Here is a 26,561-nt window from a genome sequence, read left to right as displayed (position 1 = left end):
CGATGTTCACCCCGAGAGGGTCAATGTTTGCTGTCGCGAAAGCCCCCACTGCGTAGAGTAGAGGTGCGTCTTGGGCTATTTGTCGCCGCCTCCGATGCCGGCACCGGTCGTCGTCTATAAGGACGTCGGCGGTCTTGTCAGCGATTATGAGGCGATAACCGAACGATATCGCCGCGAGAATCGCGACGTCCGCCTGCACGAATGCCGCTCGGCCTGCACGCTGGCGCTCAGCCTGCCGAACGTCTGCGTCTATCCGGACGCAAAGGTCAAATTCCACCAAGCGTACAACGCCATCAACCGAGAGACCGACCTCGGCGTCTCGTCGCGGCTGTTCGCCTCCTACCCTGCCGCCGTGCAGGTCCGTCTTGGCAATTTGACCAGGGAATACCGGGTATTGACGGGGACCGAGCTGATCGCGCTCGGTATGCGCAACTGTGAAGGCGGTCCGACCATGATCGCCAGCCGCAAGCAGCGCGCGCCTTCGACCAGCCTCGCCAGCGCACGCTCCGATGGGTCGTCCGGCGCGAGCCTCGCCTCATTTGGCGACATCGCGCATAAGGTGCAGTCCGCAGTCGCCACCGCCCTTGCCGGGGGCGCCGGCGATCAGACCGCGTCAATCCGCGTCGCCGTCGCCGACCGCCAGCAGACGGGGTTGGCGCGGGGCGCCGAAGAGGCGAATGCGCTTCCTGAACCCGCACCGCCGCTGCCGCCGCGCCGGCCGCCATCGGAGGCCTTCGCGGGGCAGGATATGGCGCAGATGTCTCCGGCCTATCTGCAACTCATCAGCGGGGCGCAGCCCATCCTCGGGCAGCAGCTCGTGCGCACGGTGGCTTCGAACTGAAGCGCGCTGCGAAGATTGGGCAATTTTTCGCCACGATGTTCTCCTAGCCTCGGAACCGGTGGGGAATCAGGGCGGTAGGGTCCGTCCAAGGGGCAGCGCATTCCAACTGCGTATTCTGCAAGTGATTTTTCACCATCGGCTCGCGCCGTCCGGCGCAGCGCTTTGCCTTATGGCCGGACGGTCTAAGGAATAGTTTTGTTTTCTGGGGCGGCGTCGGTCGGGGCGCGCTTCAAGCGAGACGAGGAAGCGACCCATTGACGACGCCTCGCTCTAGCGCGCGCCTGAATTTCGCTCCGCTTTCGAAAGCGCTTGGCCTCGTCGCCCTTTGTCTGACCACGCTCGCGCCGAAGATAACGGAAACCGCCGTCGCCAATGGCGACACCAGGACAATTCATCTTTACCACTCCCATACGCATGAATCGATTTCGGCGACCTATCTGGTCAACGGGCAGTACGACAGCAATGTCCTGCAGCAACTGAACTGGTTCCTGCGCGACTGGCGCCGCGACGAGCAGACCAATATGGACCCGCGCCTGTTTGACGTCGTTTGGGAGACCTACCGCAGCGCCGGCGCCCCGGACCAGGTCGTGCATGTCGTCTCCGCCTATCGTTCTCCCGAGACCAACGCCATGCTGCGAGCCCGTTCGCGCGCCGTCGCCAAATATTCCCAGCACATGCTCGGCAAGGCGATGGACACCACCATGCCAGGCATGCCGATGTCGCAAGTCCGCGAGATCGGGATGCGCATGCAGCGCGGCGGCGTCGGCTACTATCCCACAGCCGGCACGCCCTTCGTCCATCTCGACGTCGGCAATGTGCGCCACTGGCCGCGCATGAGTTACGACGACCTGGCGCGACTTTTCCCGGACGGGAAGACCGTGCACTTGCCAACCAACAACCAGCCGCTGGCGCGCTATGAAGAGGCTCGCGCGGAGATCGAAGCCCGCGGCGACGGCGCCTATGTCGTAGCGCCGCGACGAACGTTCGGGGGATTCTTCGCCATGCTGTTTGGCGGCGGCGGAAGCGGCGGCGAAGAAGACGATTCGGAAGTTACGGCGCCCGCGCCGAGCGGCCGCAAGCAGTGGGCGTCGCTCGCGCCACGGTCCGCCCGGAGCGCGAGCAGGGGCGAGGCCGAAGAAGAAGGCGCCGCCTCTGGCGGAGCCGACGCCAATCGTTATCGGACGCCCGAGATGGCGCGCGCCGAGGCCGATCTGCCGCGGGGCGAAACCACGCTCTCAGCGCCGGGCGCACTGCCGCCCGAGCAGGCGTCGCCCTTCGCGACGGCGCCAAGCGTTCGGGCGCCGCTGCCGCCGCAGCGTCCGGCTTCGCTCACCGCCTTCGCGGACAGGCAATTCGCCTATGACAGGTCCGCCGCTCTTGCCGCCGTGGATCGGTCGCGCGAGCTGCAAAGCGCAGTCGAATATCAGCAAAGCGACGGGTCCGACGGCGTTTCAAGCGAAACGCTTGCCGACGATGCGCCGCCGCGTCGTCGCGCTAAGACGTCGGCGCCCATGCCCCCGTCCCGGCCGGCGACCTTCGACGCGAAGGCGACCAGCGCGATTGCGCGACTCGTCGATTCGCCCAAAACGGAAGCGAGAAAGTCAAAAACGACGCACCGGCACGACTCGCTCGCATATGCGCCCGAGCCAAAAGCGCAGACTGACGCCGAAGACAGCGCCCAAAGAGTCGTCTCCGACCCACCGTCGAAAGCTTCGCTTTTGGCCCCGACAGGGCTCCGTTCCGCCGCGCGAGCCCGCAGCCGCGGCGACTCCGACAGGAACGCGATAGCGGGAGAAGGCGCGAAAACGCGGTAACCCCGGTTCGATCAACTAAAATCGTAAAGCACTATTCGCGCGAACCCGTTTTGGACTCCAGCTAACAACTCTGCACTAATAACTTATGGCAGCAGAGCGACGGCGTTTATCGCCGCAAGCCCAATAAGGATCGCCGCGCGCGCCGCAAAGTAGAGCGTGCCCGCTATAGCGATAACTTTGACAAAGCCATAGGCGTCAGGGTCAAACATGGCTTGATATCCATCTTGCAAGTCTGAACCTCTTTCAGAGAATCAGTCGTTCAGACAGTGTAACCCCAACTTGCAAAGAATGTTCCTCTTGTCGCGCCCAAGCAAAGGCCTCGGGCAGAGTCGCGGCCCCTTGAGCAGCCGGTCTTGGCGCGTCGCGCCGGATCGCCGCATGCAGACGAAAGCTTGGGGACTATGGCGAAAGCGCTCAGGCGAAGGCGGGGTCGAGGGACTTGGCCGCTTCAATCAGCGCCCGGACCGAGGCGACCGATTTTTCAAACATCGCCCGCTCGGTCTCGTCGAGCTTTATCTCCATCACCCTCTCGACGCCATTCGCGCCGATGACGACGGGAACGCCGACATAGAGTCCGTTCACGCCATATTGGCCTTCAAGATAAGCGGCGCAGGGCATTACCCGGCGCTTGTCTTTCAGATAGCTCTCGGCCATGGCGATCGCCGCGGTCGCAGGCGCGTAAAATGCCGAGCCGGTCTTGAGCAGGCCGACGATCTCGCCGCCGCCCTTGCGCGTCCGCTCGACGATCGCGTCAATGCGTTGCTGCGTGGTCCATCCCATCGCGACGATGTCGGGCAAGGGCACGCCGGCGACGCTCGAATAGCGCACCGACGGCACCATGTCGTCGCCATGGCCCCCCAAAACGAAGGCGCTCACATCTTCGACCGAAACATCGAGCTCCTCGGCCAAAAAATAACGGAAGCGGGACGAATCGAGCATGCCGGCCATGCCGACGATGCGCTGCGTCGGAATTCCGGACGCCCGTTGCAGCGCCCAGACCATGACGTCGAGCGGATTTGTTATGCAGATGACGAAGGCGTCAGGAGCATATTGCCTAATGCCCGCGCCGACTCTGGCGATGACGCCGAGATTGATCGACAATAGATCGTCGCGGCTCATGCCGGGCTGGCGCGGCACGCCCGCCGTGACGATGACGACGTCCGCCCCCGCGATCGCCGAATAGTCGGAGCCGCCGGTGAGTTTGGCGTCGAAGCAAGCGACGGGAGACGACTGGGCGATATCCAGCGCCTTGCCCTGCGGAACGCCGTCCACAATGTCGAAAAGAACGATGTCGCCTAATTCCTTGAGGCCGGCGAGATGGGCAAGCGTTCCGCCGATATTGCCGGCGCCGATCAAAGCGATTTTTCTTCGCGACATCGTCAAACTCGTTCTTTGCTTCTCAAGAACTGCTACCGCGCTTTTGCGGCGGTGGGAAGACGTGTCGGGCCGCATGAGTAGTTCCCAACAGCGCGCACGACCGGCGGACGCTATCGCGCGGGCGGCCCGTCGCGGCCCGCGGGCCGGTCCCGTGACGGAAACGCGGCTGATCCGCCGCCGGCCGGCGGCGCCCGCGCCGTGGCCAACCGCGAAAAAGGCTGCGCCGCGGCGCGTAGCGCTGGACAGTCGCGAGCGGTTTTGTTATTCGCACCGCTCGTTCCAAGCAGCGCTCGCACGCTGGTCGGACGGGCGCATAGCTCAGTTGGTAGAGCAGCTGACTCTTAATCAGCGGGTCCAAGGTTCGAGCCCTTGTGCGCCCACCAATGGAATCAAAAAGTTGTGACAAAGACAGACCTACGGCCGCTGGAATGCGGACCCATAGCGGACCCCTTGGCCCAATGCACAACGCCTAGGCCGACGATCTTCGCCACGCACTCAAAGAGGTCGGCAACGTCAGCAAGGTTGCGCTGAAGGATTCATCCACGATCTTCGCGAAGGCGCCCCTGAGCACGTGGCGGCAGTGATTGCATTCCGCTATTTTTTCCGTGACTTCGACAGCGGGGCGCACGATCCGTCTGGCGTCATCAGGATATCGGCCTGCGGCGCATATTTATTCATCGCTCCGGTCGCGGCGTCTACTCCAAGACCAATGACTCCGCCCGCCACAACGTTGCCCATTGCCATGCTCTCCATGTTAGAGGACAGGATCCCCGAGCCGTCGTTGTAACAGTGCTTGCTGCAGCGAATTGTCACGCTCTCAGAGCCCTTCGGCAAGGTCACTACGCCTGGCGTGCTCAAAGTCACCGTGCCGATTGTCGAAGAAACCAGGGTGCATTGAGCGTCAGTAACGCCGGGTGTATTGATCGCAACTGGTTGGGTGGTGCCGCGAGTTATAGTTGCGCAACCGGAAAGGCCGACAACGGCAAAAATGCAGAAGCAGATGATCTTAAGCAATTCTACCTCCCCACTATTCAAATAATAAATTCAAACATTTTGCTCATATAAACTCGCGCCGAGCAAGAGCTTGCATCTACCGCAATTTAAGCTGTTCGAATGACATGATTATTCGACGTGCCAAACTGCGGGTCGCAGTATTTCCAATTGAAATTCTGCGCAACATTCCTGAGCCGGCGACAGTTGCTGACGCGGAGGTTCTCGCTAAGCTCTCACGAAGTGCGGACGCTTCACACAGCATCTCTCTTGGGAAGAGCTCCAGCGCCTCGCCGACCTGATCGGCCAGCCGCGCAATCTCCAGCCGCGCTACAACATCGCGTCGACGACCGGGATAGAGGTCAGTTACCCTGTGGCGTGCGGTCCTCACCGGTAGCCACGTCAACGACGAACTTGGCGAGCTGGTCGGTGTCGCGGGGGCGTTTTGGGGCCCTTGGTCGACCGGTCGCCGGATGCGGGAGCGCCGCCTTCAGTGTCCCATCTGTCGATAGCTTTAAGGTCAGCATCGACAATAGGCTTTTTTGCTTTTTTGGTCATGCCCGGAATATGGCCTTGTTGATTGCGGTTTCCATGCCCAGCACCAAAAAACGCCCCGCCGTTACATCCACGGTCGGGGCGTTCTGCGCCGGCAAAGAGGAGATCAAAGCCGGCTAGTTGCGGAAGCCTAATCCCTCACAGCTTACGCCGCAAATCCTCGGGCATGATCCATTCGGCAAGGCGGCGCGAGGCTCGGCTGAGGCAAAAAGCCCAACGCGCGAGCCTCAGCCGTTGAACGCAGAGCCATAACTGCGGGAGCGTGGCGTTGACGGGCGCGGTCATGCCGGCTCCTTCGAGAGCCATTGCTCCGCGTCGAACGCCTCGGCGAGGCGTTCCATTTCCTGCGCGGCGTCATTAACGAGCTGTAGCACTCCTTGGCCGACAGAATCGTCTCTCCCGTCCAAGGCGCCTTCCACCGCGGCGACGACGCCCCACATGCGGCGCGTCATGTTGTTAAGCTCGTCGTCGAACTGGCCGGGAGTGATCGGGTCGTCTTCGTCGGAATTGTAGAAAAGGCGCGCCGCCTTCGCGATGGCCGTGGCGCGTTCGGCTTCGATGCAGCCGAAAACCCGCATCGTCAGTTCACGATCAACGCCGGCTTGGCGCAGCGCTTCGATAATAGCGCCAGGGCGCTCGTGGGTCTCGTCTGTGGTATCTTTGGTCTTAGCCATGGCGGACTCCTGCGTAGTTGGTTGTGGTTAGGCCGGGAGAGGCTGACAGGCGCCTCGCCCGGCCGCTTTGTCGGCGGTCCTGAAGGTCAGGCCGCGAACGCTCCGGCGATGCGGCCGGAATGCGTGGTGTAGAGACGGCATAGAGGCATGCGAGGCGCGGGGCGGTCGGCGAAGCAGGAACGGACCGGAAGCCCGACGTTACTTTCCTCGCGCAGCCGAGCGGCTTTGGCCTTTTTCCATTCCGAGGCCAGCGCCTTGGCGAACCATTCACGATAGGAGCCGCCAACGCTCTGAACCCGCCAGCGGGCGGTGAAATGCGCGGCTCTCATGATGGCGGAGCGATCGAACGTGCTGGGCATCGGCGCTTCTCCTTTGGACAAGCCGAGGGCGTTCGCCGAAATGAGAGTTTCGGCGTTGTTTGCTCTGGCGAGCGGCTTGTGATATTTAGAATATCACTCAGGAATTGGCCGATGTCAACAGAAAAGATATTTCACATATCAATTCTTCAAGTGAAGGCGGCGCGAGAACTTATCGGCTGGAAACAAACCGATCTCGCGGACGCAAGCGGCTTATCCATCGTGACGGTTCGTCGCCTTGAGGCGCAAACCGGCGAACTAGGTGGCCGAGCCGATACAGCGGCAAAGATCGTCGCCGCCCTTGAAAAGGCCGGCGTGATCTTCGTTGAAGAGAATGGCGAGGGGCCCGGCGTTCGGTTGCGCAAGGATCGCAGTAAGCAGAGGGGCCGCAAATGACGCGCATCGTTGAGCATCGCAGCGCGTTGCCTTTCGGGCCTGTAGTGGAGGTGCACGTGCGTTACAATCCTGAGGGCGAATTTCCCGTGTGGAGCCAAAGCCCTTTCCTGAGGTCCTTCCCGTCCCCGACGGATTCCTTCAAGCGCTCACATACGCCGGGCGAACCGGAATTGCCTGCGTGTGGATTGACAGAGGCAAGCCGGAGGCACGGCGCGGAGGGAGTGATGGGAATTCTTCGAAGCGTGACAGGAAGCTGGGTGGCGGCTCGATCGCATTCAGCCTAATCTGAATTCCCAGCCGATCCGCGAAGCTAACTATATTGCGAGGGGGCGAAATTGAACCAACTATTAACGCTTGCACTAATGCTTTGGCTACTAAGTTCCGCATCCGGATTTGCACGCGGCCCGTATGAAGAGTTTCGTATTGGAAATTGGGTTGGTGGCTTATATACATCTGATTCAAACAATGGCTTCTCTCATTGTGCCGCCTACACGACATACAACAGTCAAATTGCTCTGTTTGTTTCCATTACGGTTGATAGTAGCTGGTATTTAGGTTTTCATAAGGAAGATTGGGCTTTTGTTCCAAATAAGCAAATCGATTTAGTCCTCTCATTTGACGGAGGAGCGCCGGTAAGAGTCCGGGCCTTCCCTTTAAATTCAAATACTGCAAAGGTAGAGATGCCCGTTAACTCGGCTCTCATTAATGCATTTATGGAAGCTCAAATGATGAACGCGTATTCAGGAACAAATATCTACGCGTTTAGTCTAGAAGGAACAAAACCTCTGCTTCAAAAACTAGCTGAATGTTTGGTTAAGCATCGACCAAAAAATCAGGGTTCTGTTGCGCAGGCAGATGGACAAACCCCCTCAAGGCGACAGTCGAATTCAACGCCGATGCCCCAACGCGCCGCGCCGGAACAAGAAGCCCCGCCGCAGGTAAATGGCCAAGCGGACAGCGAGTCGGAACGTGAAAGGCAAAAACTAATATCGGAAGCAGGGGCGCAGCACGCGAAATGCCTTCACTCACAAATGCGCCAAATCGTTCCCTATTCAAACGAAAGTGCAGAAACACTGGCACAGGTTGTGATTACAAAATGCGAAGATGCAGAAAAAAAATTTATTAGTCTTGGGATGGCGCTCTTTAACGCGTCTCGGGCAGAGGTGGAAAAGATCGTCGGGCAAGCACTTGAAAAGCAAAAAAAGAAAATGGTAGCCGACATCGTCAGTTTTCGAGCCGAGCTAAACAAAGCCATCATGTCTCAACCGAAGTCAGACGAAAATTCAGACTCGCAACACAAAAAGGGAGATTCTGGAATATAGGGCGAAGGCACAGCTCGACGCGCGGCGCGGGGGTTTATATGCTTGAAACCTCCACCCGATCATTCCCGACAATCACCGCAATCCTCGGATGCGCATGTGCAATCGCTTCCGCCGTCACGCGCTCGTGGAAATCTTTGAATTGCTCCCCAAGCTCCCGCGTCCATCGGTTCCCAGCCTTGTCGACATAGCCTTCCGGGTTTAGTTGGCCTTGCCTCGGGTCAACGATCATGCGCTCGATGAGTTGGATCGAACTTCCACTTACGCCATGCGCATGTTCGAGCTTTTCCAGTCGGTTCATTGCGGTTGGCCTCATGATTTGCCCTTGCTTTCAAGCGCCGACAATCGGGCTTCAAATTCGGAGGCTTCGAGCGCCTTCAAATGAGCCTCGACGATCTTTGACACGGATTCAGCCTCTACTGGCGTCACCTCTCCGGAAGCGACAGCAGAGAGGATTGCGCCGGTCGCTTTGGTTGCGTCGGCAGCCGTTTCGATCTTGGGAAGGTCAAAGCTTACTGGCCTGTCGCGCCGTGCAGGAAGAAGACGTTCGAGACACAGCCGCAGGGCGACGCCGTCGCCCGCCAAAGCCATTTCAATGGCCTTCCGGCTTAGAGCCTCCGCCTCGCCTTCAAGGAGAGCCTCGACCGCCAGCGTTGCCCGGTGCCGCGCTCCTTTCGGACGCCCCGCCGGATTGCCGGAGACACCGGGCGGAAACCGCCCCCGTTGTTGTCCGGCTGTTTTTTCAGGTTCCGCCGCGTCAGTCGTCAATAATCGCTCCCGAGAAGCCCGGCAGATTGCCCCTGAGGCGCGCCCAGCCCAAAGCGTGGCCCAAAGAACGGGCCGAGCAGACCCACCGCCGCGCGTTGACCAACAGCCGACGCCCCACGACGTCGCAATTCCTGATCCGCCAGCCAAGCAGCGAGATCGTTAATCGCCGCGTCCCGTTCCTTGCCTTGCTTCGTCAGAACGCTTGCCGCTTCGCCAGCCGCCGCCGTTCGATCGGGAAGCAGACGCGACAGAAGTCCTTCGGCGACTTGAACCGCAGCGCCTTTAATCCCAGAACGCGGAGACGAAGGCAGCTCGATCGCCCCGGGTTTGAATTCACGAAGAGCCGCGAGCCGCTGCGCCGATTGCGAGTTGCCGATCACGTCGCTAAGCGTATTGGCGAATTTCTTTTCCGCCTCGACGCGAGATGCAAACTGCCCCGCAGGCTCTTCGCCGAATATCAGGCCAAGATTAGCGCGGTTGAAGTCGGTTTCGCCTTTCAGAATGCCCTTGCTCGCCGTCACGTCATTGAGCGACTTGCGCAACTTTTCCTCAATATCGCCGCGCGCTCTTATGCGAAGCGCCGATTGCTCCTTCGGCGTCATCCGCGACATGGCGCTTTGCAGCTCTTCCGGCCAGGGCGTATCGCGGCCCATGCCGAGAACCTTGCCGCCGAGGTCCAGAGCCTCCAGCCGCTTGGCGTAGCCCTCAGAGACGCGATTGGCCTTCTCATATCCGGGCACTTGCGCCTGCAGCAGATCATTCAGCAACCCGCGCGCGCCGATGACAGCGCCTTCCTTGCGCGTAAACCGCCCAGGCCCGAGGCTCCAGGCCGGCTGGCCGGAAATCAGATCATCCAGAACGCCCTTAATCTTGTGGAGGTTCTCGGCCTCGGTCTTCGGAACGGTTGCAGGCGGCGTCGCATCGAACGCCAACCCTTTCATTTCGTCCCAAAATTCTCTTTGCGTCTTTCCGGCGCGTTGCTCTCGAGACGCGGTTCGCTGCCAATCAATGCCCGCGTCAGATGCACGCTTGGCGTTCTCGCCGATAGCGTCATACAAATCCTGTATCGTCGACTCGGCGATGGCGCGATCAGGCGTCCCATAGATATGGTCAAAATAGCCTTGTTCCGCCAAGGCTTCGCGCATCTTGTCGGGATGCAACCCACGAGGATTGACGAGGCCGCGAACCTTGTTGAGCCCCTGCGACGTTAAATCGCCGCCAGTGTCGATAACGCCGCCGAGCGAGCGCACATAGTCTTGCGCGCCGAGGATTTTTTCCTTTGGCGCCGGCACGACGTAATCCGACGCCTTCGGCATGTTCTCCGGCAAATCTGGATTTGGCTTGAACAGCGCCTTTCGCAAATCTTTAAGCGCCGTCGACTCGTCGCCTTCAGCCTTCGTGATGCTTTGATCCAGATATTTGACCAGCCGCGACGTATCGACCGGCGGCGGCGCGTCCATATAAGCGGCCTTGCCGAAGGCGAGCGGGTAATTCTTAGCGTCCCGCTTGGCGCGAGCCGTCCGAATGCCCTCTTCCGCGACCCGAGGCGGAACGGCAGGGCCGAGGTTCTCCCGCGCCGAGCCAAGGATACGGTTTGACGCTCCGGCAGATCGCTCCCGCAGCGCATTGTTGACGATGGCTCGAGCTTCGTCCGAAGCTAGCGCCGCGCCTTGCGTGCGGCCAAGCATCGCCGGCCCGAGATCGGCAAGCATAGCCTCGTCGCCAAATCTCGACGCCTCATTGCGTAGCGCTTCCGGCGTGTCTGCTTTGACGCCGCGAGCGAGAATGCGCGTCGCTTCAGGCGATAGCGCCGGAGCGCCAGGAGCGCGACGCGCGGCGACCGCGCCGATGACCTTCCCAGCCCCGGCGCCGACGACCGGGACCGTCCCGCCCAGCGCGCCGCCAAGACCAGCGCCGGTCAATGCGCCTTCGGTCGCCTCTCGAAAGTTCGTCAGATCGCGCGCATCGCCAGCGCCGCCTAACCCTCCAAAGGCCGCGCCGGTCCCGCCCATGAGCAGCGACTTCGCCGGGATGGAGGCAGGCATTGACGCCACCCTGGCAAGCGGCCCCAACGGAACGACTGCGCCGCCGATCAGATTGCCGGCGAGATTGCCGATCGGCACACGCTCGGCAAGCTCCACTTCCTTGGCTTGTTCCGCAGCAAGGTTCTCTGCATACGTCCCGCCGCCCGTAAACGGCTCGTAGGTCTTCGCCAGAGCCGCGATGCGCGAGCCGAATGGAACGCCGCCGCGAATAGACCGGGCAACGTCCTGGACGATATTAGACCCCCTTTGCGCTGGAGCGTCGCCACCCATAGGCAGGCCGGATTTCTTACCCTGCCTGACTTGCTCGCGGATGTGATCGACATAGGCATTTTGATCGTCTGGCGACATGTCCTTAAAGGAGTCACCAATTTCGATTGTGCCAATGCCGTCTATTTCCAGGTCCATTACTTTGTCCGCCATCCGGGGCCAGAAATTGGCTTAGACCCAACCGCCGGCTCCTTGCCTTGCCGCAAATCCTGCATGACCTTCCGCGCTTGCGCCGGCGACTTTTGCGCGAGGCCGATTTCCTTTTCCATGACGTCAAGCATGGCGTTGAGCGCGCCCGGCCCTTGCGCCGAAGAAAGCGCCTTCAGCGTCTCGGAAACAACCGCCTCATGCGGCAAGCCCTTCGGGTTGACTGCGCGCGCGTATGTGTTGGCGATCGTCGCCATAGCCCGGCCATAGCCCGCCAATTGCGGGTTGCTCGTGCCCCTCTGGAACGCTTGCACCGCCATGTTGACCGGAACCCAATTCCCGCGCGGCAAAGCGACTGACGCTTCGCGGCCAATGCCGAGCGCGCTCAATGCTTCCTGGCCAGCAGCAAGCGCATTCGCTTCCTGCGTCCCAAGCGTCCGTTCGCTCGCCTTATGCCCACCAAAGCCGGCTATCGAGTCGAGAATAGCCTGCCCATTCAGACCGCGCTCTTTCGCCAATTGCGCGACGCGATTCCTGATAGCGGCGACATTCTCGGCGCCCTGTGCGCCGCGTCCTAGATTCGTCATCGCCGCCGTGTCGCCGCCAAGGATCTGCTCAGCGGTTAAATTAATTGCGTCTTCGTTGAGGGACGGGGATTTGTCGGGAGCCTTGTAAATCTCTTTCCCGAGATCATCGACGAGCACGCCGCCGACGACATGCCTTCCGCGCGTTTGTGCGACCGGCGCGCCGACCGTAGATACGATCTCGCCCGTTGGCCGGACGAATCCCTTTTTAAAAGTTCCATCAGGCTGCGGAATGTCCATGGCGAGCGGCTTGTCAGCCTGCGCGCGCGTGAAGTCGAATTGCTCGCGCTGCAGGCCAGTGCTTGCCGCGCGCTGCGCGTCTTCGATCTTCTCCCGTTCCGTCATGTGCTGGCGTTGCCAGTCCTGCCACGCGGCCATGCGCGCCTCGCGATCGGCGGCGAGCTTATCGAGCGACTCCTGCCGCTTCCGCTGTTGTCCGATCTGCGCCAGTTGCTGATAGTTCTGGAAACCCTGCGCAAGACCTGGGCCAACGCCTCGGTTCGACAACAGGCCCATGCCGACGCCAAGCAGCATGTCGCTTAGCCCGCCGCCGCCATTGAGCAGCCCCGTCCTGTCCGACGACGTATCGTCGCCAGAGGGCAGCGGCTTTCTGACCGGCAGTCCAAGTGGATGGCTTGAGCCGCCGCTGCCCGCGTCGGGGAAGAAGTTCGCAAGGAGCCCGAGACTAGACATTGATGGCTGCCTCGCGCTCTTGAGGGGACGCGCCCTGAAGCTTCTCTGCCAGGGCGGCGCGGATGAACTCGCTCGTCGAGAGCTGATTGGCTTGCGCCGCTTGCTTTACGGCTTCCGAGAATCCGCGCGGCGCGCGGGCGCGAACGACCTCGACAAAACGCGCGGCGTTCACGGCTTCAGCGATCTGATATTCCTTGTCCATGAAATGAGCGTGCCACAAGCAGCCCCGCGAGGCCACAAACAGATTGCGAGAACTGCGGCTCTTGCGGCCTTTGCTGATCTTGCGTCGTTTACGCTTCGCCTTCCGCGCCGCTGACAAGCCCGACGTATGTGAAATACGCCTGTCTCGCCGCCTGCAGAGCGTCGTCCAACTGCGAAATAGCCTGGCCAGTCGCAAAGGCGTGGTCAGGCGAGTCCGCGCTTGGCAGATGGCTGACGATGACTGCAACGAGCTGCAACGCCTCGCAATAGTGGGCGTGCGCAAGCCGCAGATATGGCTCGCCAGCGAAACGGTCAGGCTCTCTCATTGTGCGGCAACGGTATATTGGCGCGGCGAAAGTAGGCGCCGACGAGATCGCTCTCGCGATCGCCCTGGAGATAAGCCCGCAGCGCGCGGGCGTCGCCGTCGAGGAGCATCAGCAAAGCGGGCTTGCTGACCTCCCATTGGCCGCCAACGATGCGACGGCCAATGTAGTGGTTCTGGCACCAGCTGCGCATGGTCGACTCCGAACGGCCAGCGATTTCGGCGGCTACCCGCAACGAGATCGCTTCCCGCTTGTCGTAGGGGGTCAGAATTTTCGGATGTTCGATCATGCGCGGCCTCGCGTCGGCAGACACTCGCCGCATATCCACACGTCGTGTCCGTCGTTGCCGGGCCATGCGAATTCCGCCAGATGACCGCAGCGGCAGAAGCGATCCGTCGAATGGTTGCGCGCTGCTTCGGCATTGCGCCGGTCGGCTTCGCGCTGGAGACGGGCGTGGTCGAAGAGTGGCGTTACACCGAGCCCGTTCCGACGCGGTTCCAACGCCGGTTCCGACACTGTTTCGGACGAAAAGCCGCTTTCTCTTTTACCCCTCACTCTATGTGTTGGAACTGTTGGAACTGTTGGAACTGTTGGAACTCCGGGGGGTTCGTGTTGGAACTCGATGTTGGAACTTGTTGGAACGGATTGTTGGAACGAAGCCGGTTCCAACGTTCCAACGCTAGCAGCGGCATTTGAAGCGCTCTCGCCGCGCATGGTCAGGCGGAGTCTTTCGAGCATGTCAGAGCGCATCGGCGCCTCCGTCCACGATGCTCGCAGTGAGGACATAGGCCCATGCCCGCTGATTGCCACCCAGGTTCACTTTGCACTGGAGCCCGCGGCCGCCCTGTGTCCGCAACAAGCCGCGTTCGCAAAGGGTCTTGGCGACCAATGTCGGATCCAAGCCGGAGCAAATTTCCGCCTTCCAGATTTGAGGCGGAATCCACCACTCGCGATCGGCGCCAGAGCCCTTGCGCCAGCCGAGGCGATTAGCGACGGGTCGGCCGTCGGATTCGTCAACGGCCTCGAAACGGGCCTCGCCATGTTGTTCAATGGCCAGCCGCACTTGTTCTATTGCTTGCTGAATTTCCGCCGGCTCAGTTCCGCCGCGCCCATCTATCCACCGCGCGAGAGCCCAAGCCGCCGCCGTGCGAGCCTCGCCTTCACGCCAAGGCGTCACGCCCACAGCCGTCGCAAGTTCGCCGGCCGCCGCAATGAGCCCAAGTCGAGCCGCCGCCCGGTCTATTTGGCCATCGGCCATCGCCGGCACAGCGGACGCGACAAACTCGGAAACCATCGCCCGGACGGTCTCGCCGTCGATTCTGTTCGCTATGAGCCGCCGCACAAATTCCGGTCCGGCTGTCCCATAATTCGAGGTTGCCGCATGCTTGAAGCTCGCCGCGAGCTTCGCCGCGTCGCCTTGCGCTCCGGCATGATCGAAAGCGCCAAAACCCGCGCATCGATCGGCCGGAATGTCCAACATCCGAACTAGCTGCCCGGCGCGAGCCCGGCGGCTCTTGTCCTCGCGCAGCTTCGTCTCAGTCGGAATTTCTCCGCTCGACAAGATGAGCGCTCGCCAACTCTTCGGTTCGCGTAGCGCGCCATCACGCGCGGCCCTGGCTTTGCCGGTTCCGTTGGAGAGGGAATAAAGAGCCGACGCCGCATCGCGGGCTTCGACCTGTCCCAATTCGTCGAGAACCAAGCATGTATCAGTCGCCGACGCCGCTGCGCCTTCGAGCCCGTTCGCGGTCGCCCGCCACGCCCGCATATATCCTGGAGACGCGCCCGGTCCCCATGCGCTCGCGCCCAATTGCAGGAGCGTCGTCTTCCCCTTGGACGAAGGGCCGAAGAAATTGAGCCCGCCGCCCTCTTGCCCCGCGAGATGCAAGAGCGGTCCAGCGAGCGCCGCGCTAATCGCAAGCACGGGCAGCGCATGGCCAGACGCCAGCGCGCCAACGCCATTCTGCCAATCTCGGAGCGTCCCGTGCGCCTCATATGGCCCCAGCGCCGCCGCATCGAGAATTACATGCTCGCCACCGCGCGGTCCGATGGTCTCACGCGGCAGAACGAATACGTCGCGTCCAGCGATGGCATGCCATCCGGTCCGCGAAACCATTGTCACGCGGCCTTTGACGCTGGCCCCCGACAAATACGTGACGAGCGCACGTTGCTGACTGCGATTGATCCGCAAGCCCTCATCGGCGAGCGCACCACACAGCGCAGCCGGGTCGCCATGCAGCGCTGCGTCGGATACGTGACGAAGATGCTCCCGCTTGTCGCCGTCGAGGAAGCGAAGCCATTTGCCCCAGGCTCGCCCATGTGGATCGCGCGTGGCGCCAAGGATTTCAAACGGCCCGCAAATCCATTCTTCAACCATCTCTGCGCTTTCGCCGCGGCCTTTCGTTGCCCCCATGGTGAGCCCGTCCGACGACATCGTGAACGCGCCATAGGAGACATATGTCGGCCCAGGCTCGAACGGCGAGGCGAGGCTATGGGCGGCTTTTGCCAGCGCAGCAGCGTCTGGCCATTCGTCTATGGCGTCGGCGGCGTCGAATCCCTGTATCGGTTCGCGCGAACCACCGTCAGGCGACATGCTGGCGAGCGCTGGCGCATCAATGGTCGAGACCTCGCATCCGAGGCCGTGAAGGATTTGAGCAACCTCGCGCGCATACTTCTCGCCGGGCGCATCGGCGTCGGGCCATATCATCACCTTACGCCCAGCGAGCGGCGTCCAGTCGGTTTTGCCCGCGGCCTGTGAGCCGCCCAGCGACGTAACGCAAACGCTCTTGCGGAAGATCCGCGACGCCGCATCGGCTGCCTTTTCACCTTCGGTCACAATGACTGGAGCGGCGAGGTTCGCCGCAAGCTTGTCCAAGCCGTAAAGTGGGCGCGGAGACGGGACGCTTTTCCATCGCCATTCCGGCTCGCCACCAGCCCCGCGCCAGCATGTCGCCGGCAAGAATTGTTTGCGGTCGCCGGCCGGGTCATATCGGTGAACCTCGCATATGAGCCCGCCGCCCGCGTCGCGATATGGCCAGACCATTGTCGGCGCGCCAAAGGAAGGATGACGACGAGGGGGCGGAGGCGCATCCGCAGGAACGGGCGACGCCAGCTCGCCGTCGTCTGGCGCAGGCATCACGGCGACGGTTGCAGCCGACAATTCCTGCGGAGTGAGAGGCGCGAATCTATTCATCGGCGCGTCCCCTCATTCATCCCAAGCATTTGCGCGAGAAGGCGCGCAGCCTCGGATTGCGAGACACCCTCGACATAGGCGACCAGCGAAATAGGATCACCGCCCTTGTCGCCCGTCGCGAAATCGCACCATTTGCCGTTGAAGCGATTGACCTTGAAGCTCCCAAGGCTTCTGTCGCGGCGACGCGGATTGAGAGACACCCATTCCTTGTGCACCGCCTTGCCGCTAGGCAGGACCCGAGCAAGCACCGCCGGAAGCGCCGACAGTGCGGCTTGGTTTATGATTTCGAAGTCGAGGCGCTGATTCATGCGTGGCCCCCGTCGCATGCGAGCGCCACAACGGCCGCGTAGAGCACCGGATCGAGCCGCCCGAAGTCGGCCAGCGTTTCTGCAAAATCGCGTCCGCGCGCGAGATCAGCGATGAACTCAAAAGCGGCACGCTGTCCGCAGGCATGAATCCGTTGCGCTACGCGACGGACTTGCGCCGGTTCAACCTCCGGCCACCGCCGTGCGAGCGTCGCGCGGCTCGGAAGCTCTTTCAGAGTGAGACGAGAGGTGCTATTTTCCGAATTGTCGACAGCCGCCAGCTTACGACATTCCCGAGTGTAAGCGCCGGAGCAAAAATCCCTCAATGAAGCGGCCGAGTTGGTCGGTTGCGCCGGAGTAAAAATCCGGCAGTTGAGCAAGCCTTTGCCGTTTTTGGCGGGGCGAGGGATGAAGCGCGTGGAACTTTATTTTCAGGTCCGACATGCGGTTCGGATTGAGGGATTGAGTGAGAGAGCGGCAGCTCGGCGGTTTGGGGTCGACCCGAGAACGGTCTCGAAGATGTTGAGGTTCCCGGTTCCGCCCGGCTATCGGCGGTCCAAGCCGCCCGTGAGGCCAAAGCTTGGGCCTTTTGTCCCGGTCATCGACCGCATTCTTGAAGAGGACAAGGCGAAGCCCAAGAAGCAGCAGCATACGTCGAAGCGGATATTCGAGCGTCTGCGGGACGAGCACGGCTTCACTGGCGGCATCACCATCGTCAAGGATTACGTGGCGGCGCAGCGGCAACGGTCGCAAGAAGTGTTTGTGCCGCTGGCGCACCCGCCGGGTCACGCTCAGGTGGATTTTGGCGAGGCCCTCGGCGTCATCGGCGGGGTGGAGCGCAAGATCCACTTTTTTGCTTTTCACCTGCCGCACTCTGACGCCAGTTTCGTTGTGGCCTATCCGGCGGAGACGACCGAAGCGTTCGGCGACGGCCATGTGAAGGCCTTCGCTTTTTTTGGCGGCGTCCCCCAGTCAATTCTCTACGACAACACCAAGATCGCTGTGGCCCGGATCCTGGGGGACGGCAAACGCCAACGAACACGAGTCTTTACGGAACTTCAGTCGCACTACCTGTTTGAGGATCGTTTCGGCCGGCCTGGCAGGGGCAACGACAAAGGCAAGGTCGAGGCACTCGTCGGCTTTGCACGGCGCAATTTTCTTGTTCCGGTTCCGGTCTTCGACAGCTTCGAGGCTTTGAACGCGTATCTTATGGAATGTTGCCGCCGCCGCATGAACGACCGTTTGCGTGGCCATGACCAGACGATCGGCGAACGACTGGCGCAAGATCTTGCTGCACTCCATAAGCCTCTGCCGCCAGCTTACGACGCCTGCGAGAAGGTTGCCACCACGGTCTCCTCGTTGTCCTTGGTGCGTTATCGCGGGAACGACTATTCCGTGCCGACATGCTACGGGCATCACAAGGTTCTTGTGCGCGGTTACGTGCACGAAGTTGTCGTTGCCTACGGCGCCGATATCATCGCCCACCATCCTCGCTCTTACGAGCGGGAGGATTTTATATTCGACCCGCTGCATTACCTCGCACTAATCGAGCGGAAGATAAACGCACTGGACCAAGCCGCGCCGCTTGTCGGCTGGAACTTGCCAGAGGAGTTCGCGACATTGCGGCGACTTCTCGAAGCGCGCATGGGCAAACAGGGCAAGCGCGAGTTTGTCCAAGTGCTGCGCCTAATGGAAGCATTCGATATACGGGACGTGACGGCCGCCGTCGCCGACGCGATCAATCGCGGGGCCATCAGCTTCGACGCAATCAAGCATCTCGTGCTATGTCGGATCGAACGGCGACCGCCGCGTCTCGATCTGACAATGTATCCTTATTTGCCGCGCACAACGGTCGCGATGACCTCTGCTCGCGCCTATATGGCCCTCCTGGCGGGAGGTGCGGCATGACTGACACGCCGCAAGTTCTCCTGGCTCACTATCTGAAAACCCTCAAACTTCCAACATTCCTGCGCGAATATGAAAAGGTCGCTCGTCAATGCGCGGCAGAGGGCGTGGATCACATTCGTTATTTGCTGAGGCTTGTCGAGTTGGAGCTGATCGAGAGAGAACGCCGAACGGTCGAACGGCGGATCAGGGAGGCGAAGTTCTCAGCTGTCAAAAGCCTCGACAGATTCGACTTCCTCGCTTTGCCGTCGCTGAACAAACCCCTGGTTCTGGAGCTCGCCCGCTGTGAATATGTCGCCCGCCGCGAGAATATCATCGCGCTGGGGAACAGCGGCACGGGAAAGACGCACATCGCGTTGGGGTTGGGCCTGGCAGCGTGCCAGAAAGGCCTTTCAGTCGGCTTTGTCACCGCCGCCGCGCTGGTTCACGAGTTGATCGAGGCCAGAGATGAAAAGAGACTTCTGCGTTATCAGCGCCAGCTCTCCGCACATAAACTGCTGATCATCGACGAACTCGGTTACGTGCCGTTGTCACAGACCGGCGCCGAACTTCTGTTCGAGGTCTTCAGCCAGCGTTATGAGCGAGGTTCGACGATCGTCACCAGCAATCTGCCTTTCGACGAGTGGACCAGCGTGTTCGGTTCCGAACGTCTGACTGGCGCGCTTCTCGACCGATTGACCCACCACGTCCATATCCTGGAAATGAACGGCCAAAGCTACCGCCTCGCTCAGTCCAGGAAACGGGGCCGCCGAGAAAAAGTCTAACACCAACCTTCACGGGCCATGCTTTCGCTCAACTCAATTGATGCATTTTCACTCCGGCCCGACGACGTAAAATCACTCCGGCGTTGACACAGTTTGTGGAACCCGCCAGAAAAGTGCGACCGTCAAACTCTTAATCAGCGGGTCCAAGGTTCGAGCCCTTGTGCGCCCACCAACTAACTAATTGATATGTCTTTATTATTTTTACTGACAGCCCCACGGCAACTCGATCAAAATCTTTACGGTGACCATATGGTGACCAATTCGGGCTCGATCGTCGCTTTTAGTTAGAGGTCGCCCCACCGTAGAATCGAAAATTCCGGCTTGCGGCTTAACACACTGTTTTTACAGAAATATCTGGCCGTGTTGCTGATCCTTTACTACGGTCAACGCGCTAGACCGCGAAACTGGCAGCAAAGGAGATCGCCATGGCCGTCTTGGATCAGTTTAAGATTACCACTGCAACGCCTCAGATTGCGAACGAGCACCGAAAGCGGGTCTTCAGTGGTTGTTCCTGGATTTGGAATGCGCTCGATGTCCGCAACAGGCGGACTTTTTTTGTATGCCTCCAAGGAGTTTCGCCACAAAGTTTTTGCTTCAGCAACGCGGCCCTGCTCGAAATAAATTCCAGTCATGACATCAATCGTTCTTGCGACCAGGGCGTGTTTTGGCCCCAGTTTCCGAACGCGCAAATCCATGCAACGCCGCCAGATCGTTTCGGCGTCTTGATAACGTCGCAGGCCGGCATAAATCTGCACTAGCGCGTCGAGCGCCTCTGCGATCGCAAGATCATCATTGGCGGGCTCAACGGATGCGAGCCAACGCTGCGCTTGGGCTTCGGCTTCTTTATAGTTGTTTTCAAGAATGAGGGTTTCAACGCGTGAACGCGTCGAAGCAATGCTCTCCTGGCCAACGGCAATATTCACGCATAGCACCATGTGCACAAGCGCGAGCCCGAGGACCGACAACAACCGGGTCAACCGCGCGCCTGCGCGATCTAAGGGCAGGTTCCCCATGTCCTTCTTGGACCTATGACGACAAACACTGTTTCGCCGCTGGCCGTAGCCATCCACTCTGAACAAACTGTGTTCAACCCCACGTCAACATCGGCTCCCTTTTCGAGTAGCTCGACACTTCCAGTCATATAGCAAAACTTAGCTTCTTCAGCCTGCCGCGCGGCAAGCTGCTTCCAGGCGTCTGGACCGGGATTGAGACCGGCGGCAAAGGCGGCGTTTCCGGCCAGCATTGGCTTCCGGCAAACGTGAATTGGGCCGTTTATCGTCTCACCCCCAAAGGCTGGCATATTCCCCAAAATAAGAGCAGTGGTTGCGAAGATTGCAATAACGCTTCTTTTCATGAGAGTATCCCTTTGCGCGTTTATGACATCCGTTGGTTTTGAGCATCGTTCTGATGAACGACTTTATGTCCTCGGGATTTCCCGCTTCGGGCTCCATCCGGTCGGCAGCTTCCAGTGCATTCTCGAAATGACGGCAGGCGTCAGGAAATCTGCTTTGATGGGTGCAAAGGTTTCCTGCACCAATCTCCCACGTTACGCGCAGTGTTCGCGGTTTGGCGGGTTCATCGCGATAAACGGCCCCGCAGGCTGGTGGATCGTACGTGTAGGATTGCGCGTTTGCGCGTTCGTTGAAGACGTTAGAACAAAGTAATGCGGCCCAAAGAATTGCGGCCCAACAGATTCTGGACAAAAACGAATAATTCGATTTGAACGACATCCAGCGTGCCTTCTGGCGCTATCTGCCTATAGGGGGCCCCACATCCAATCGTCTCGCGATGTCCTGTGTCGTCGGGTTATCCTGTGCGATCCATGTCTTTAGGTCTCTGTAGAATTCTTCCTGTTCCACATCCGACCGATAAATCTCTGTGCCGGGGCCGCGAGCACGCGCGCCGATGCCCCATCGCGGTCCAAACTCATATACTGCGCCGTACATCGCCTTTGCTGTGATTTCATCGACGTCCGAAGCGCGCATTGCTTCGTAAAACATCTCATGCGTCTCTCGCCAGCCACGAGATCTCGTTTGACAGAAGTGATCATGAACAACAGCTGCGGCGCGGTATTTTCCTGAAAAAGGGGCGAACATCACCCAAAAGAATCGCGGAACGGATGCTCCGTCTGTGACCGTCCAAGCCGGCACGTCCCAACTAAGCGCTCGCGGATCGATGTATTTGAACGGCTTCTCGATTCGCAATTTCCGTCCGTCATCGAGAAACGTCGCGACGACGATACCCTCATACCGGCCCCAATTGATATCGTCTGCGTGGACGTGAACGTTAAAGAAGACGTAAGCTATTACAAGCCCCGCCAACGCTTTCAAAAGGCGTTCAATCCATGTCATCATGATTGATCTCTGAAATAGGCTAGTCAGAATCCTCGTCACCCCCCGCGGGAGCACCAAAAGCCTGACACAACAAAAATTCTATTTTGTACGTCGGAAGGTTGCAAGCATCAACGATTGCTGAGCAAACGATGCCTGGAGCACAATGATATCGTTGAACTTCTAAGGACAAGTCGTAACTTGGGATGCCGTTTTGGCAGATTGCTGACCGAAATGTGCTGGGAGTATCCTTGCGCTTCAATGTGAGAGTCTATCCGGACACTTTACGTGGGATTGCATAGCTTTCTTAACATGAGCCGGATCGAGGCGAGGCGCAGGAACCCGAGCGCTTTGTGATTGAAGTTCTCCCGGTCCCTCGCGAGCCTGCGGCATCGCCCCAGCCACGCGAAGATACGCTCGACGGCGCGAATTTGGAAAGCTTAAAAAACTGCACCAAGACTTGAGAGCCTCACCTTGACCTCCGACCATTCCGGGTCGCGCTTCTTGGCCTCGAACAGCCCGGTGCCGACCAATGCGGCTTCGAACGCGAGTTGTCGGTCGCGCCCCGGAGCGTTCGACGGCATGAAACAAGACTTGAAGTAGATAGGCGTCGTTTCGGGGTTGCGCCGGTCCGTTGAAACCTTGAGCCGTCCGAGGTCGACCAGCGTCCGCTCGATGACGAAGGGAACGGGCCGATCGATGTCATCGCAAGCGATCATCACGATGCGCGGCACCTCGAGGTCGATCTCGACGAAGTCGCTCGAGTCGACGCCGCCCTGAAGGACTTCGGCGGAACCGACCAGCACCCTCAGCCGCGGCGATAACCGGGACAGGACCGTCGATCGGAATCGGAAATGGCGCGTCCCTCGCAGGCCGCCGAGACCGTCGGCGATCGCCGTTTCGATGTCGGCGCGTACGCTGTGCCGGTCCCCGGCAGCAAACAGAAGGCGTCGGCTCTCCTCCAATGCCGCCGAATGTCCTTTGAAGAAGGACTTTAGATCTGCCTGGATCGAACGCGGCAGGCGCCGGTATTTCGGCGCTCCGGGAAATTGCATTAGCGCCAGGTGGACCAGCAGATCCTCTCGCCGAAGACGTCTAGCGACGGCGAAAGTCTCGTCGGCGCGGAGGTCGTCCTCCAACAAATCCATGGTGCGCTTCCAGGAGACGCGGTTTTCCGAGATGCACGCCAAGGCTTCGGCGGGTACCTCCTCCTGATCGGGCAGGCGTCCCAGCCGGATGGCTTGGGCGCGGAGGGCTTCGATTGCCGCCCCCACGCGTTCGCGGAGTTCCGGGCGCGCCACGACGATGCGCTCGCGCCGCGGCGGTCTCGGCAGATCGCCGGTGACAAAGGCTCTGGAGTGGCGGCGAAGGAGTACCTCCTGCTCGAGATCCTTGTCCTTGAAGACCGCGACGACGCCGGGCGCGAATGCCAATGGCTTCTCCCCGGTCACGCTCGCGACGAGGGATTGGAGTTCCTGCTGCTCGAAATACTTCTGAAACGTGCCCCGCGAGGTCACGTACCCGTCCCGGTAGGGCTTGTGGCCTGCGGTGGAGGCCTTGCCTTGGAGCATCACCGCGACGCAGAGGGACCGCTTGGCGAACCCCCAAGCCACCTTCAGCGTCTCGATGCGCTCCCTGGGATCCTCGATGACGTTGAGGACGAAGCCGAGGTTGACCACGTCGGCGGGGTTTCGCGGGCCTCCGGGGGCGTGATGCGGATCCCAGCCGAACGCCTCGTAACTCTAGTCGGGCTACGCCCTCCTTCCGTCACGACGCGCGCAACAAGGGGGTCAATTTTGGACGCCGATAAGGGGTCAAATTTCGGCTCTGACGCACAATTGGTGCAGCGCTGATTAGGTTGCGCCGATGAGGCGCGCTTCGAGTAGATCGAGTTTTGCGCGCCCATACATTTGTCGCTTCACGAGTTTCAGCTTTGTGATCTGTCCTTCGGTCTGTCCGTTGGACCAAGCGGAGATGATTGCGGCTCGCACGGCAGCCCTGTCTCTCATGATCCCGTTAGCTAAGGAAGCGACCAGACTTGCTTTCGCTCGTTCAATCCAGGCGTCGAGTTCTCCCTCATTCTTCTTCCGTATCATCGCATGGAAAGCAGCGATGATGCTTCGCGCGTCGACGAGCAGCGGGACGCCGTCTTCTACCGCTGCGATCGTTACAGCCCTGACTTGGAAAGCGCGTCGCGACCAGTCGTCATCAGCCGCGCGATGGTTCTAGCCGAAGGGACGCGGCGCAAGCTTCCAGCGTTAGCTTTCTCGGCGCGGCGCCGACGCCCAGCCCATTCAGAGACGACCCGCAAACAACCCCGGAAGCCTTGTCTCTTAAGATGTCGCCAAAGCTCGGAGCCATTTTGAAGGCCAGCGGCCCATTGTGCGTCAAGCCAGGGAAGATACGGCTCCAATGAACTTTCGCGCGTTCGGAAAACGTCTGAACGCTGGTTGCGCAGAATCCTGCGCACGAGTCCCCGGCTATGCCCGGTCTCGCGAACGATCTGTTTGATCGGGGCTCCATTCTTGGCGCGCTCAAGGATCGCGGCGTTCGCATCCTCCCGACGCAGATATCCCTCGTATTGAATGTGCTCGGCGGCGGTGAGTAGGGCGGGATCGACGGTCGCCGCGCCGATTGCGGAGCGGATTTGACGCATGGATTTGCGCACGGCGTCGAGGAAGGCGTGGCTGGCGTTCTCCATCAGATGCCAGCGATCGGCGACCTGTATCGCCTGTGGTAACGCCTTGGTGGCGGCCAGCGAATAAGCGCCGCCGCGGTCACGCGCGACAATGTCGATCTGCGGCTGAGCGGCCAGCCAAGCCTGCGCGGTCGCGGGCTCCCTATCGGGCAGAAGACGGATGGGCCGTCGTCGTTCGAGGTCGCAAATGATCGTGCCGTAACGCTGATTGCGTTTCCATGCCCAGTCGTCGATCCCGATCACAGTAGGGGTGGGGAATGGCGGACAACCTCGTCGGCGAACGGCTCTCAATAATGTGTCGTTGCTAACCGGCAGCATCAATCGGCGAGCAAAGCTCGCGGCAGGACGGCCGCCGAGCGCGAGACCGAGATGATGAACGAGGCAATCCAGCCGCGCCGTGCGGCGAGCCCACGGCGCAAGGACATCGGCGCTGAAGCGCTCCGTGAAAATCGCGCGACGACAGGAAGCAACATCGCATCGGAACCGCCGCGCGATGACGACGAGCCGAACCTGTCGCCCCGCCAGCGGCAGATCGGCCAGGCACCGGAGATAACGGCTGTGGACTCGCTCTGCGATCGTCGCGCAACCCGGGCATTGACTTGATTTGCTAGTGTGGCGAACCGTGATGATCGTGATCGCGCCATCTTGGACGGCATTTTCAACGTGGAAACCGGCTGGCACAAAGGCCGCGGGGCGCAGGCTGTGAGGCATGGCGTTGATTCCTTCATGAAACCAACACGAGCCGGCGCCCGAACTTCATCAAAAGTGAGTCAGAGCCAAATTTCAACGCCGATTGACAATGAACCAGATGCTGATCAACGTTTCGACGCGCAAGTTCCAACGTTCGGTTCGACTTCCCGACGGCGGCGTTCCGGCGCGCAAAGGCTCCGGCCTGTCGAAATCCGCCACGTCGCGGCATTTTGCGGCGCTGTCGGCGGCGCGGCTGAAGGAATGGATGGCGCGCGATCTTTCCGACCTCGAGCTGCTGGTGATCCAGATCGACGGCGTTCACATGGACGAGGACATGACCCTTGTGGCGGCGCTGGGCGTCGACGTGAGCGGCGACAAGCATCCGCTCGGACTGGTCGAAGGCGCGACGGAAAACGCCGCGACGGTGCAGGCCTTGATCGACAATCTCGTCGAGCGCGGGCTCGATCCCGCTGTTCCGCGCCTTTTCATCATCGACGGCTCGAAGGCCCTCGCCAAGGCGATCCGGGCGACCTTCGGCCGCGACGCGGCCATTCAGCGCTGCCAGATTCACAAGGCGCGCAACATTCTGGACCCGCTTGCCGAAGTCCATGCATGCGTCCGTGCGGCGCGTGTTGCGGCAGGCATGGGAGATGAACGACGCCGAAAAGGCCGAGACGCTCCTGCGCAACCTCGCCCGGCGGCTTGAAAAGGATTGGGAGGGCGTTTCCGCCTCGATCCTGGAAGGGCTCGACGAGATGCTCACCGTGACGAGGCTCGGCCTGCCGCCAGAACTGCGGCGATCACTCGCCTGCACGAACATCATCGAGAACGTCATGGGCACGCTGCGGCGTGTCTGCCGGAACGTGAAATACTGGCGGTCGCCATCGATGGCTCTGCGCTGGGCGGGCACGGCCATGCAGGAAGCCGCCAAGGGCTTTCGCCGGCTCAAGGCCCACAAGCAGCTGCCGCTGTTGAAGGCTGCCCTCGCCGAGCGAAAGGCGAGAGCCGCTTCAGCCAACCAGCATCTTGCTCACGCCCCGAAAGCTGCATAGCCTCTCAACCCGCAACGCCCGCTTCTCGATTTTCAACATCAAGCGGGACATTGCCTCGGCGAAGCGCGCCAACGTTTGCTGGCGGCGCGCGCCTCCGCCAAGGAAGGCCGCGACCCCGGACTTGATCGGCGGCGGGCGCGGGAGGGAATTACCACAGTCGGAACGTTCGGCGCGCTTGCTGATCTCTATCTCGCCGAGCGCGCCGAGCGCGGCAAGCTTCGGCCAAAAACCATCGAAATGGAGACTCGCGCCGTCGCAACGTTGAAGCGGGCGCTCG

26 protein-coding genes, 1 tRNA gene and 4 pseudogenes are annotated in these 26,561 nt (G+C 60.7%); 9 read left to right on the top strand and 22 right to left on the bottom strand.

The window, feature by feature from the left end; translation table 11 throughout:
* The first annotated feature begins 94 nt into the window (after nt 1–94).
* Together QZ964_RS07225 and QZ964_RS07220 are read left to right on the top strand one after the other, a co-directional pair.
* Nucleotides 95–841: a hypothetical protein gene (locus QZ964_RS07225; protein ID WP_292530468.1), complete on the top strand. Its 747-nt coding sequence runs from the start codon at nt 95–97 to the stop codon at nt 839–841.
* 254 nt (nt 842–1,095) lie between these two features.
* On the top strand, nt 1,096–2,655 hold the full coding sequence (locus QZ964_RS07220; protein ID WP_292530465.1) for a DUF882 domain-containing protein: 1,560 nt from the start codon (nt 1,096–1,098) through the stop codon (nt 2,653–2,655).
* An 83-nt stretch (nt 2,656–2,738) separates the two neighbouring features.
* Here QZ964_RS07220 and QZ964_RS07215 read toward each other — a convergent pair whose 3' ends face one another.
* Nucleotides 2,739–2,864 carry a hypothetical protein gene (locus tag QZ964_RS07215; protein WP_292530462.1) on the bottom strand — a complete coding sequence of 42 codons (126 nt, stop codon included), beginning with the start codon at nt 2,862–2,864 and terminating at the stop codon, nt 2,739–2,741.
* A 205-nt stretch (nt 2,865–3,069) separates the two neighbouring features.
* The gene (gene mdh, locus QZ964_RS07210; protein WP_292530459.1) at nt 3,070–4,032 is read right to left on the bottom strand and encodes a malate dehydrogenase; all 963 of its coding nucleotides are present in this window, start codon (nt 4,030–4,032) and stop codon (nt 3,070–3,072) included.
* A gap of 307 nt (nt 4,033–4,339) precedes the next feature.
* Between mdh and QZ964_RS07205 the strand changes: the two genes are divergently transcribed.
* Nucleotides 4,340–4,415 (top strand) — tRNA-Lys (locus QZ964_RS07205).
* 211 nt (nt 4,416–4,626) lie between these two features.
* On the opposite strand, the gene QZ964_RS07200 is transcribed toward QZ964_RS07205, so the two are convergent.
* From QZ964_RS07200 to QZ964_RS07185, 4 genes are all read right to left on the bottom strand, one after another.
* Nucleotides 4,627–5,046 carry a hypothetical protein gene (locus tag QZ964_RS07200; protein ID WP_292530455.1) on the bottom strand — a complete coding sequence of 140 codons (420 nt, stop codon included), beginning with the start codon at nt 5,044–5,046 and terminating at the stop codon, nt 4,627–4,629.
* A gap of 669 nt (nt 5,047–5,715) precedes the next feature.
* Entirely contained in the window at nt 5,716–5,862 is a 147-nt protein-coding gene (locus QZ964_RS07195) for a hypothetical protein (RefSeq protein WP_292530452.1), read from the bottom strand.
* Complete coding sequence (locus QZ964_RS07190; RefSeq protein ID WP_292530449.1) at nt 5,859–6,251, bottom strand: hypothetical protein; 393 nt, start codon at nt 6,249–6,251, stop codon at nt 5,859–5,861. The genes QZ964_RS07195 and QZ964_RS07190 overlap by 4 nt, the downstream gene beginning before the upstream one ends.
* Before the next feature lie 86 nt (nt 6,252–6,337).
* Nucleotides 6,338–6,610 (bottom strand): hypothetical protein, encoded by a 273-nt coding sequence (locus QZ964_RS07185; RefSeq protein WP_292530445.1) that lies wholly within the window; start codon nt 6,608–6,610, stop codon nt 6,338–6,340.
* Between the two features lie 111 nt (nt 6,611–6,721).
* On the opposite strand from QZ964_RS07185, the gene QZ964_RS07180 reads away from it, so the two are divergent.
* Nucleotides 6,722–7,003, top strand: coding sequence for a helix-turn-helix transcriptional regulator (locus tag QZ964_RS07180; protein WP_292530442.1), 282 nt, complete (start codon nt 6,722–6,724; stop codon nt 7,001–7,003).
* A 335-nt stretch (nt 7,004–7,338) separates the two neighbouring features.
* Nucleotides 7,339–8,325 carry a hypothetical protein gene (locus tag QZ964_RS07175; protein WP_292530438.1) on the top strand — a complete coding sequence of 329 codons (987 nt, stop codon included), beginning with the start codon at nt 7,339–7,341 and terminating at the stop codon, nt 8,323–8,325.
* 34 nt (nt 8,326–8,359) lie between these two features.
* On the opposite strand, the gene QZ964_RS07170 is transcribed toward QZ964_RS07175, so the two are convergent.
* From QZ964_RS07170 to QZ964_RS07125, 10 genes are all read right to left on the bottom strand, one after another.
* Complete coding sequence (locus tag QZ964_RS07170; RefSeq protein ID WP_292530435.1) at nt 8,360–8,623, bottom strand: hypothetical protein; 264 nt, start codon at nt 8,621–8,623, stop codon at nt 8,360–8,362.
* A gap of 11 nt (nt 8,624–8,634) precedes the next feature.
* Nucleotides 8,635–9,090: a DUF5681 domain-containing protein gene (locus tag QZ964_RS07165; RefSeq protein WP_292530432.1), complete on the bottom strand. Its 456-nt coding sequence runs from the start codon at nt 9,088–9,090 to the stop codon at nt 8,635–8,637.
* The gene (locus QZ964_RS07160; protein ID WP_292530429.1) at nt 9,087–11,540 is read right to left on the bottom strand and encodes a hypothetical protein; all 2,454 of its coding nucleotides are present in this window, start codon (nt 11,538–11,540) and stop codon (nt 9,087–9,089) included. The genes QZ964_RS07165 and QZ964_RS07160 overlap by 4 nt, the downstream gene beginning before the upstream one ends.
* Nucleotides 11,540–12,826, bottom strand: coding sequence for a hypothetical protein (locus QZ964_RS07155; protein ID WP_292530426.1), 1,287 nt, complete (start codon nt 12,824–12,826; stop codon nt 11,540–11,542). The genes QZ964_RS07160 and QZ964_RS07155 overlap by 1 nt, the downstream gene beginning before the upstream one ends.
* Nucleotides 12,819–13,028 carry a hypothetical protein gene (locus tag QZ964_RS07150; protein WP_292530423.1) on the bottom strand — a complete coding sequence of 70 codons (210 nt, stop codon included), beginning with the start codon at nt 13,026–13,028 and terminating at the stop codon, nt 12,819–12,821. Before QZ964_RS07150 ends, QZ964_RS07155 begins: the two co-directional genes overlap by 8 nt.
* Nucleotides 13,029–13,116: 88 nt before the next feature.
* The gene (locus QZ964_RS07145; RefSeq protein WP_292530421.1) at nt 13,117–13,353 is read right to left on the bottom strand and encodes a hypothetical protein; all 237 of its coding nucleotides are present in this window, start codon (nt 13,351–13,353) and stop codon (nt 13,117–13,119) included.
* The gene (locus tag QZ964_RS07140) at nt 13,340–13,639 is read right to left on the bottom strand and encodes a hypothetical protein (protein WP_292530418.1); all 300 of its coding nucleotides are present in this window, start codon (nt 13,637–13,639) and stop codon (nt 13,340–13,342) included. Before QZ964_RS07140 ends, QZ964_RS07145 begins: the two co-directional genes overlap by 14 nt.
* Nucleotides 13,640–14,089: 450 nt before the next feature.
* Nucleotides 14,090–16,540: a DUF927 domain-containing protein gene (locus tag QZ964_RS07135; RefSeq protein ID WP_292530402.1), complete on the bottom strand. Its 2,451-nt coding sequence runs from the start codon at nt 16,538–16,540 to the stop codon at nt 14,090–14,092.
* Nucleotides 16,537–16,848: a hypothetical protein gene (locus QZ964_RS07130; protein ID WP_292530399.1), complete on the bottom strand. Its 312-nt coding sequence runs from the start codon at nt 16,846–16,848 to the stop codon at nt 16,537–16,539. Before QZ964_RS07130 ends, QZ964_RS07135 begins: the two co-directional genes overlap by 4 nt.
* On the bottom strand, nt 16,845–17,225 hold the full coding sequence (locus tag QZ964_RS07125) for a hypothetical protein (protein ID WP_292530396.1): 381 nt from the start codon (nt 17,223–17,225) through the stop codon (nt 16,845–16,847). The genes QZ964_RS07130 and QZ964_RS07125 overlap by 4 nt, the downstream gene beginning before the upstream one ends.
* A gap of 28 nt (nt 17,226–17,253) precedes the next feature.
* Here QZ964_RS07125 and istA point away from each other — a divergent pair, with 28 nt between their 5' ends.
* Nucleotides 17,254–18,753, top strand: a complete 1,500-nt coding sequence (gene istA / locus QZ964_RS07120; protein WP_292530393.1) for an IS21 family transposase — start codon at nt 17,254–17,256, stop codon at nt 18,751–18,753.
* Nucleotides 18,750–19,514 (top strand): IS21-like element helper ATPase IstB, encoded by a 765-nt coding sequence (istB, locus tag QZ964_RS07115; protein WP_292530391.1) that lies wholly within the window; start codon nt 18,750–18,752, stop codon nt 19,512–19,514. The genes istA and istB overlap by 4 nt, the downstream gene beginning before the upstream one ends.
* Nucleotides 19,515–19,897: 383 nt before the next feature.
* Here the strand turns inward: istB and QZ964_RS07110 are convergent, their stop codons facing one another.
* The 6 genes and pseudogenes from QZ964_RS07110 to QZ964_RS07085 form a co-directional block, all read right to left on the bottom strand.
* Complete coding sequence (locus tag QZ964_RS07110; protein WP_292530388.1) at nt 19,898–20,527, bottom strand: tetratricopeptide repeat protein; 630 nt, start codon at nt 20,525–20,527, stop codon at nt 19,898–19,900.
* Nucleotides 20,509–20,868, bottom strand: coding sequence for a hypothetical protein (locus tag QZ964_RS07105; RefSeq protein WP_292530385.1), 360 nt, complete (start codon nt 20,866–20,868; stop codon nt 20,509–20,511). The genes QZ964_RS07110 and QZ964_RS07105 overlap by 19 nt, the downstream gene beginning before the upstream one ends.
* A gap of 394 nt (nt 20,869–21,262) precedes the next feature.
* Nucleotides 21,263–21,868: a DUF1353 domain-containing protein gene (locus tag QZ964_RS07100; RefSeq protein WP_292530382.1), complete on the bottom strand. Its 606-nt coding sequence runs from the start codon at nt 21,866–21,868 to the stop codon at nt 21,263–21,265.
* A gap of 260 nt (nt 21,869–22,128) precedes the next feature.
* Nucleotides 22,129–22,266 (bottom strand): annotated as a pseudogene (locus QZ964_RS07095) (IS5/IS1182 family transposase); the annotation flags it as partial.
* Nucleotides 22,267–22,284: 18 nt separating this feature from the next.
* A pseudogene (locus QZ964_RS07090) lies at nt 22,285–23,571 on the bottom strand (DNA phosphorothioation-associated putative methyltransferase); the annotation flags it as partial.
* A 126-nt stretch (nt 23,572–23,697) separates the two neighbouring features.
* A pseudogene (locus QZ964_RS07085) lies at nt 23,698–25,253 on the bottom strand (ISL3 family transposase).
* 88 nt (nt 25,254–25,341) lie between these two features.
* Here QZ964_RS07085 and QZ964_RS07080 point away from each other — a divergent pair.
* Both QZ964_RS07080 and QZ964_RS07075 read left to right on the top strand, forming a co-directional pair.
* Nucleotides 25,342–26,284: pseudogene (locus QZ964_RS07080) on the top strand (IS256 family transposase); the annotation flags it as partial.
* A gap of 75 nt (nt 26,285–26,359) precedes the next feature.
* Nucleotides 26,360–26,561, top strand: a 202-nt coding sequence (locus tag QZ964_RS07075) for a hypothetical protein (protein WP_292530379.1), incomplete at its 3' end; no start/stop codon positions are given.

The organism is Methylocystis sp., from assembly GCF_021731785.1.
GTDB lineage: Bacteria > Pseudomonadota > Alphaproteobacteria > Rhizobiales > Beijerinckiaceae > Methylocystis.
Note: the sequence above shows the minus strand (reverse complement) of the source record. Positions and strands in the feature narration are given on the sequence as shown.

Bases quoted from the DNA above. Each gene is read 5' to 3' on its own strand.
- QZ964_RS07110 (WP_292530388.1), bottom strand. From the start codon at position 20,527: ATGGGGAACCTGCCCTTAGATCGCGCAGGCGCGCGGTTGACCCGGTTG.
- QZ964_RS07180 (WP_292530442.1), top strand. From the start codon at position 6,722: ATGTCAACAGAAAAGATATTTCACATATCAATTCTTCAAGTGAAGGCG.
- QZ964_RS07145 (WP_292530421.1), bottom strand. From the start codon at position 13,353: ATGAGAGAGCCTGACCGTTTCGCTGGCGAGCCATATCTGCGGCTTGCG.
- QZ964_RS07155 (WP_292530426.1), bottom strand. From the start codon at position 12,826: ATGTCTAGTCTCGGGCTCCTTGCGAACTTCTTCCCCGACGCGGGCAGC.
- QZ964_RS07160 (WP_292530429.1), bottom strand. From the start codon at position 11,540: ATGGACCTGGAAATAGACGGCATTGGCACAATCGAAATTGGTGACTCC.
- QZ964_RS07135 (WP_292530402.1), bottom strand. From the start codon at position 16,540: ATGAATAGATTCGCGCCTCTCACTCCGCAGGAATTGTCGGCTGCAACC.
- QZ964_RS07195 (WP_292530452.1), bottom strand. From the start codon at position 5,862: ATGACCGCGCCCGTCAACGCCACGCTCCCGCAGTTATGGCTCTGCGTT.
- QZ964_RS07150 (WP_292530423.1), bottom strand. From the start codon at position 13,028: ATGGACAAGGAATATCAGATCGCTGAAGCCGTGAACGCCGCGCGTTTT.
- QZ964_RS07225 (WP_292530468.1), top strand. From the start codon at position 95: ATGCCGGCACCGGTCGTCGTCTATAAGGACGTCGGCGGTCTTGTCAGC.
- QZ964_RS07140 (WP_292530418.1), bottom strand. From the start codon at position 13,639: ATGATCGAACATCCGAAAATTCTGACCCCCTACGACAAGCGGGAAGCG.
- QZ964_RS07105 (WP_292530385.1), bottom strand. From the start codon at position 20,868: ATGAAAAGAAGCGTTATTGCAATCTTCGCAACCACTGCTCTTATTTTG.
- istB (WP_292530391.1), top strand. From the start codon at position 18,750: ATGACTGACACGCCGCAAGTTCTCCTGGCTCACTATCTGAAAACCCTC.
- QZ964_RS07170 (WP_292530435.1), bottom strand. From the start codon at position 8,623: ATGAACCGACTGGAAAAGCTCGAACATGCGCATGGCGTAAGTGGAAGT.
- mdh (WP_292530459.1), bottom strand. From the start codon at position 4,032: ATGTCGCGAAGAAAAATCGCTTTGATCGGCGCCGGCAATATCGGCGGA.
- istA (WP_292530393.1), top strand. From the start codon at position 17,254: ATGAAGCGCGTGGAACTTTATTTTCAGGTCCGACATGCGGTTCGGATT.
- QZ964_RS07100 (WP_292530382.1), bottom strand. From the start codon at position 21,868: ATGATGACATGGATTGAACGCCTTTTGAAAGCGTTGGCGGGGCTTGTA.
- QZ964_RS07215 (WP_292530462.1), bottom strand. From the start codon at position 2,864: ATGTTTGACCCTGACGCCTATGGCTTTGTCAAAGTTATCGCTATAGCG.
- QZ964_RS07130 (WP_292530399.1), bottom strand. From the start codon at position 16,848: ATGAATCAGCGCCTCGACTTCGAAATCATAAACCAAGCCGCACTGTCG.
- QZ964_RS07190 (WP_292530449.1), bottom strand. From the start codon at position 6,251: ATGGCTAAGACCAAAGATACCACAGACGAGACCCACGAGCGCCCTGGC.
- QZ964_RS07185 (WP_292530445.1), bottom strand. From the start codon at position 6,610: ATGCCCAGCACGTTCGATCGCTCCGCCATCATGAGAGCCGCGCATTTC.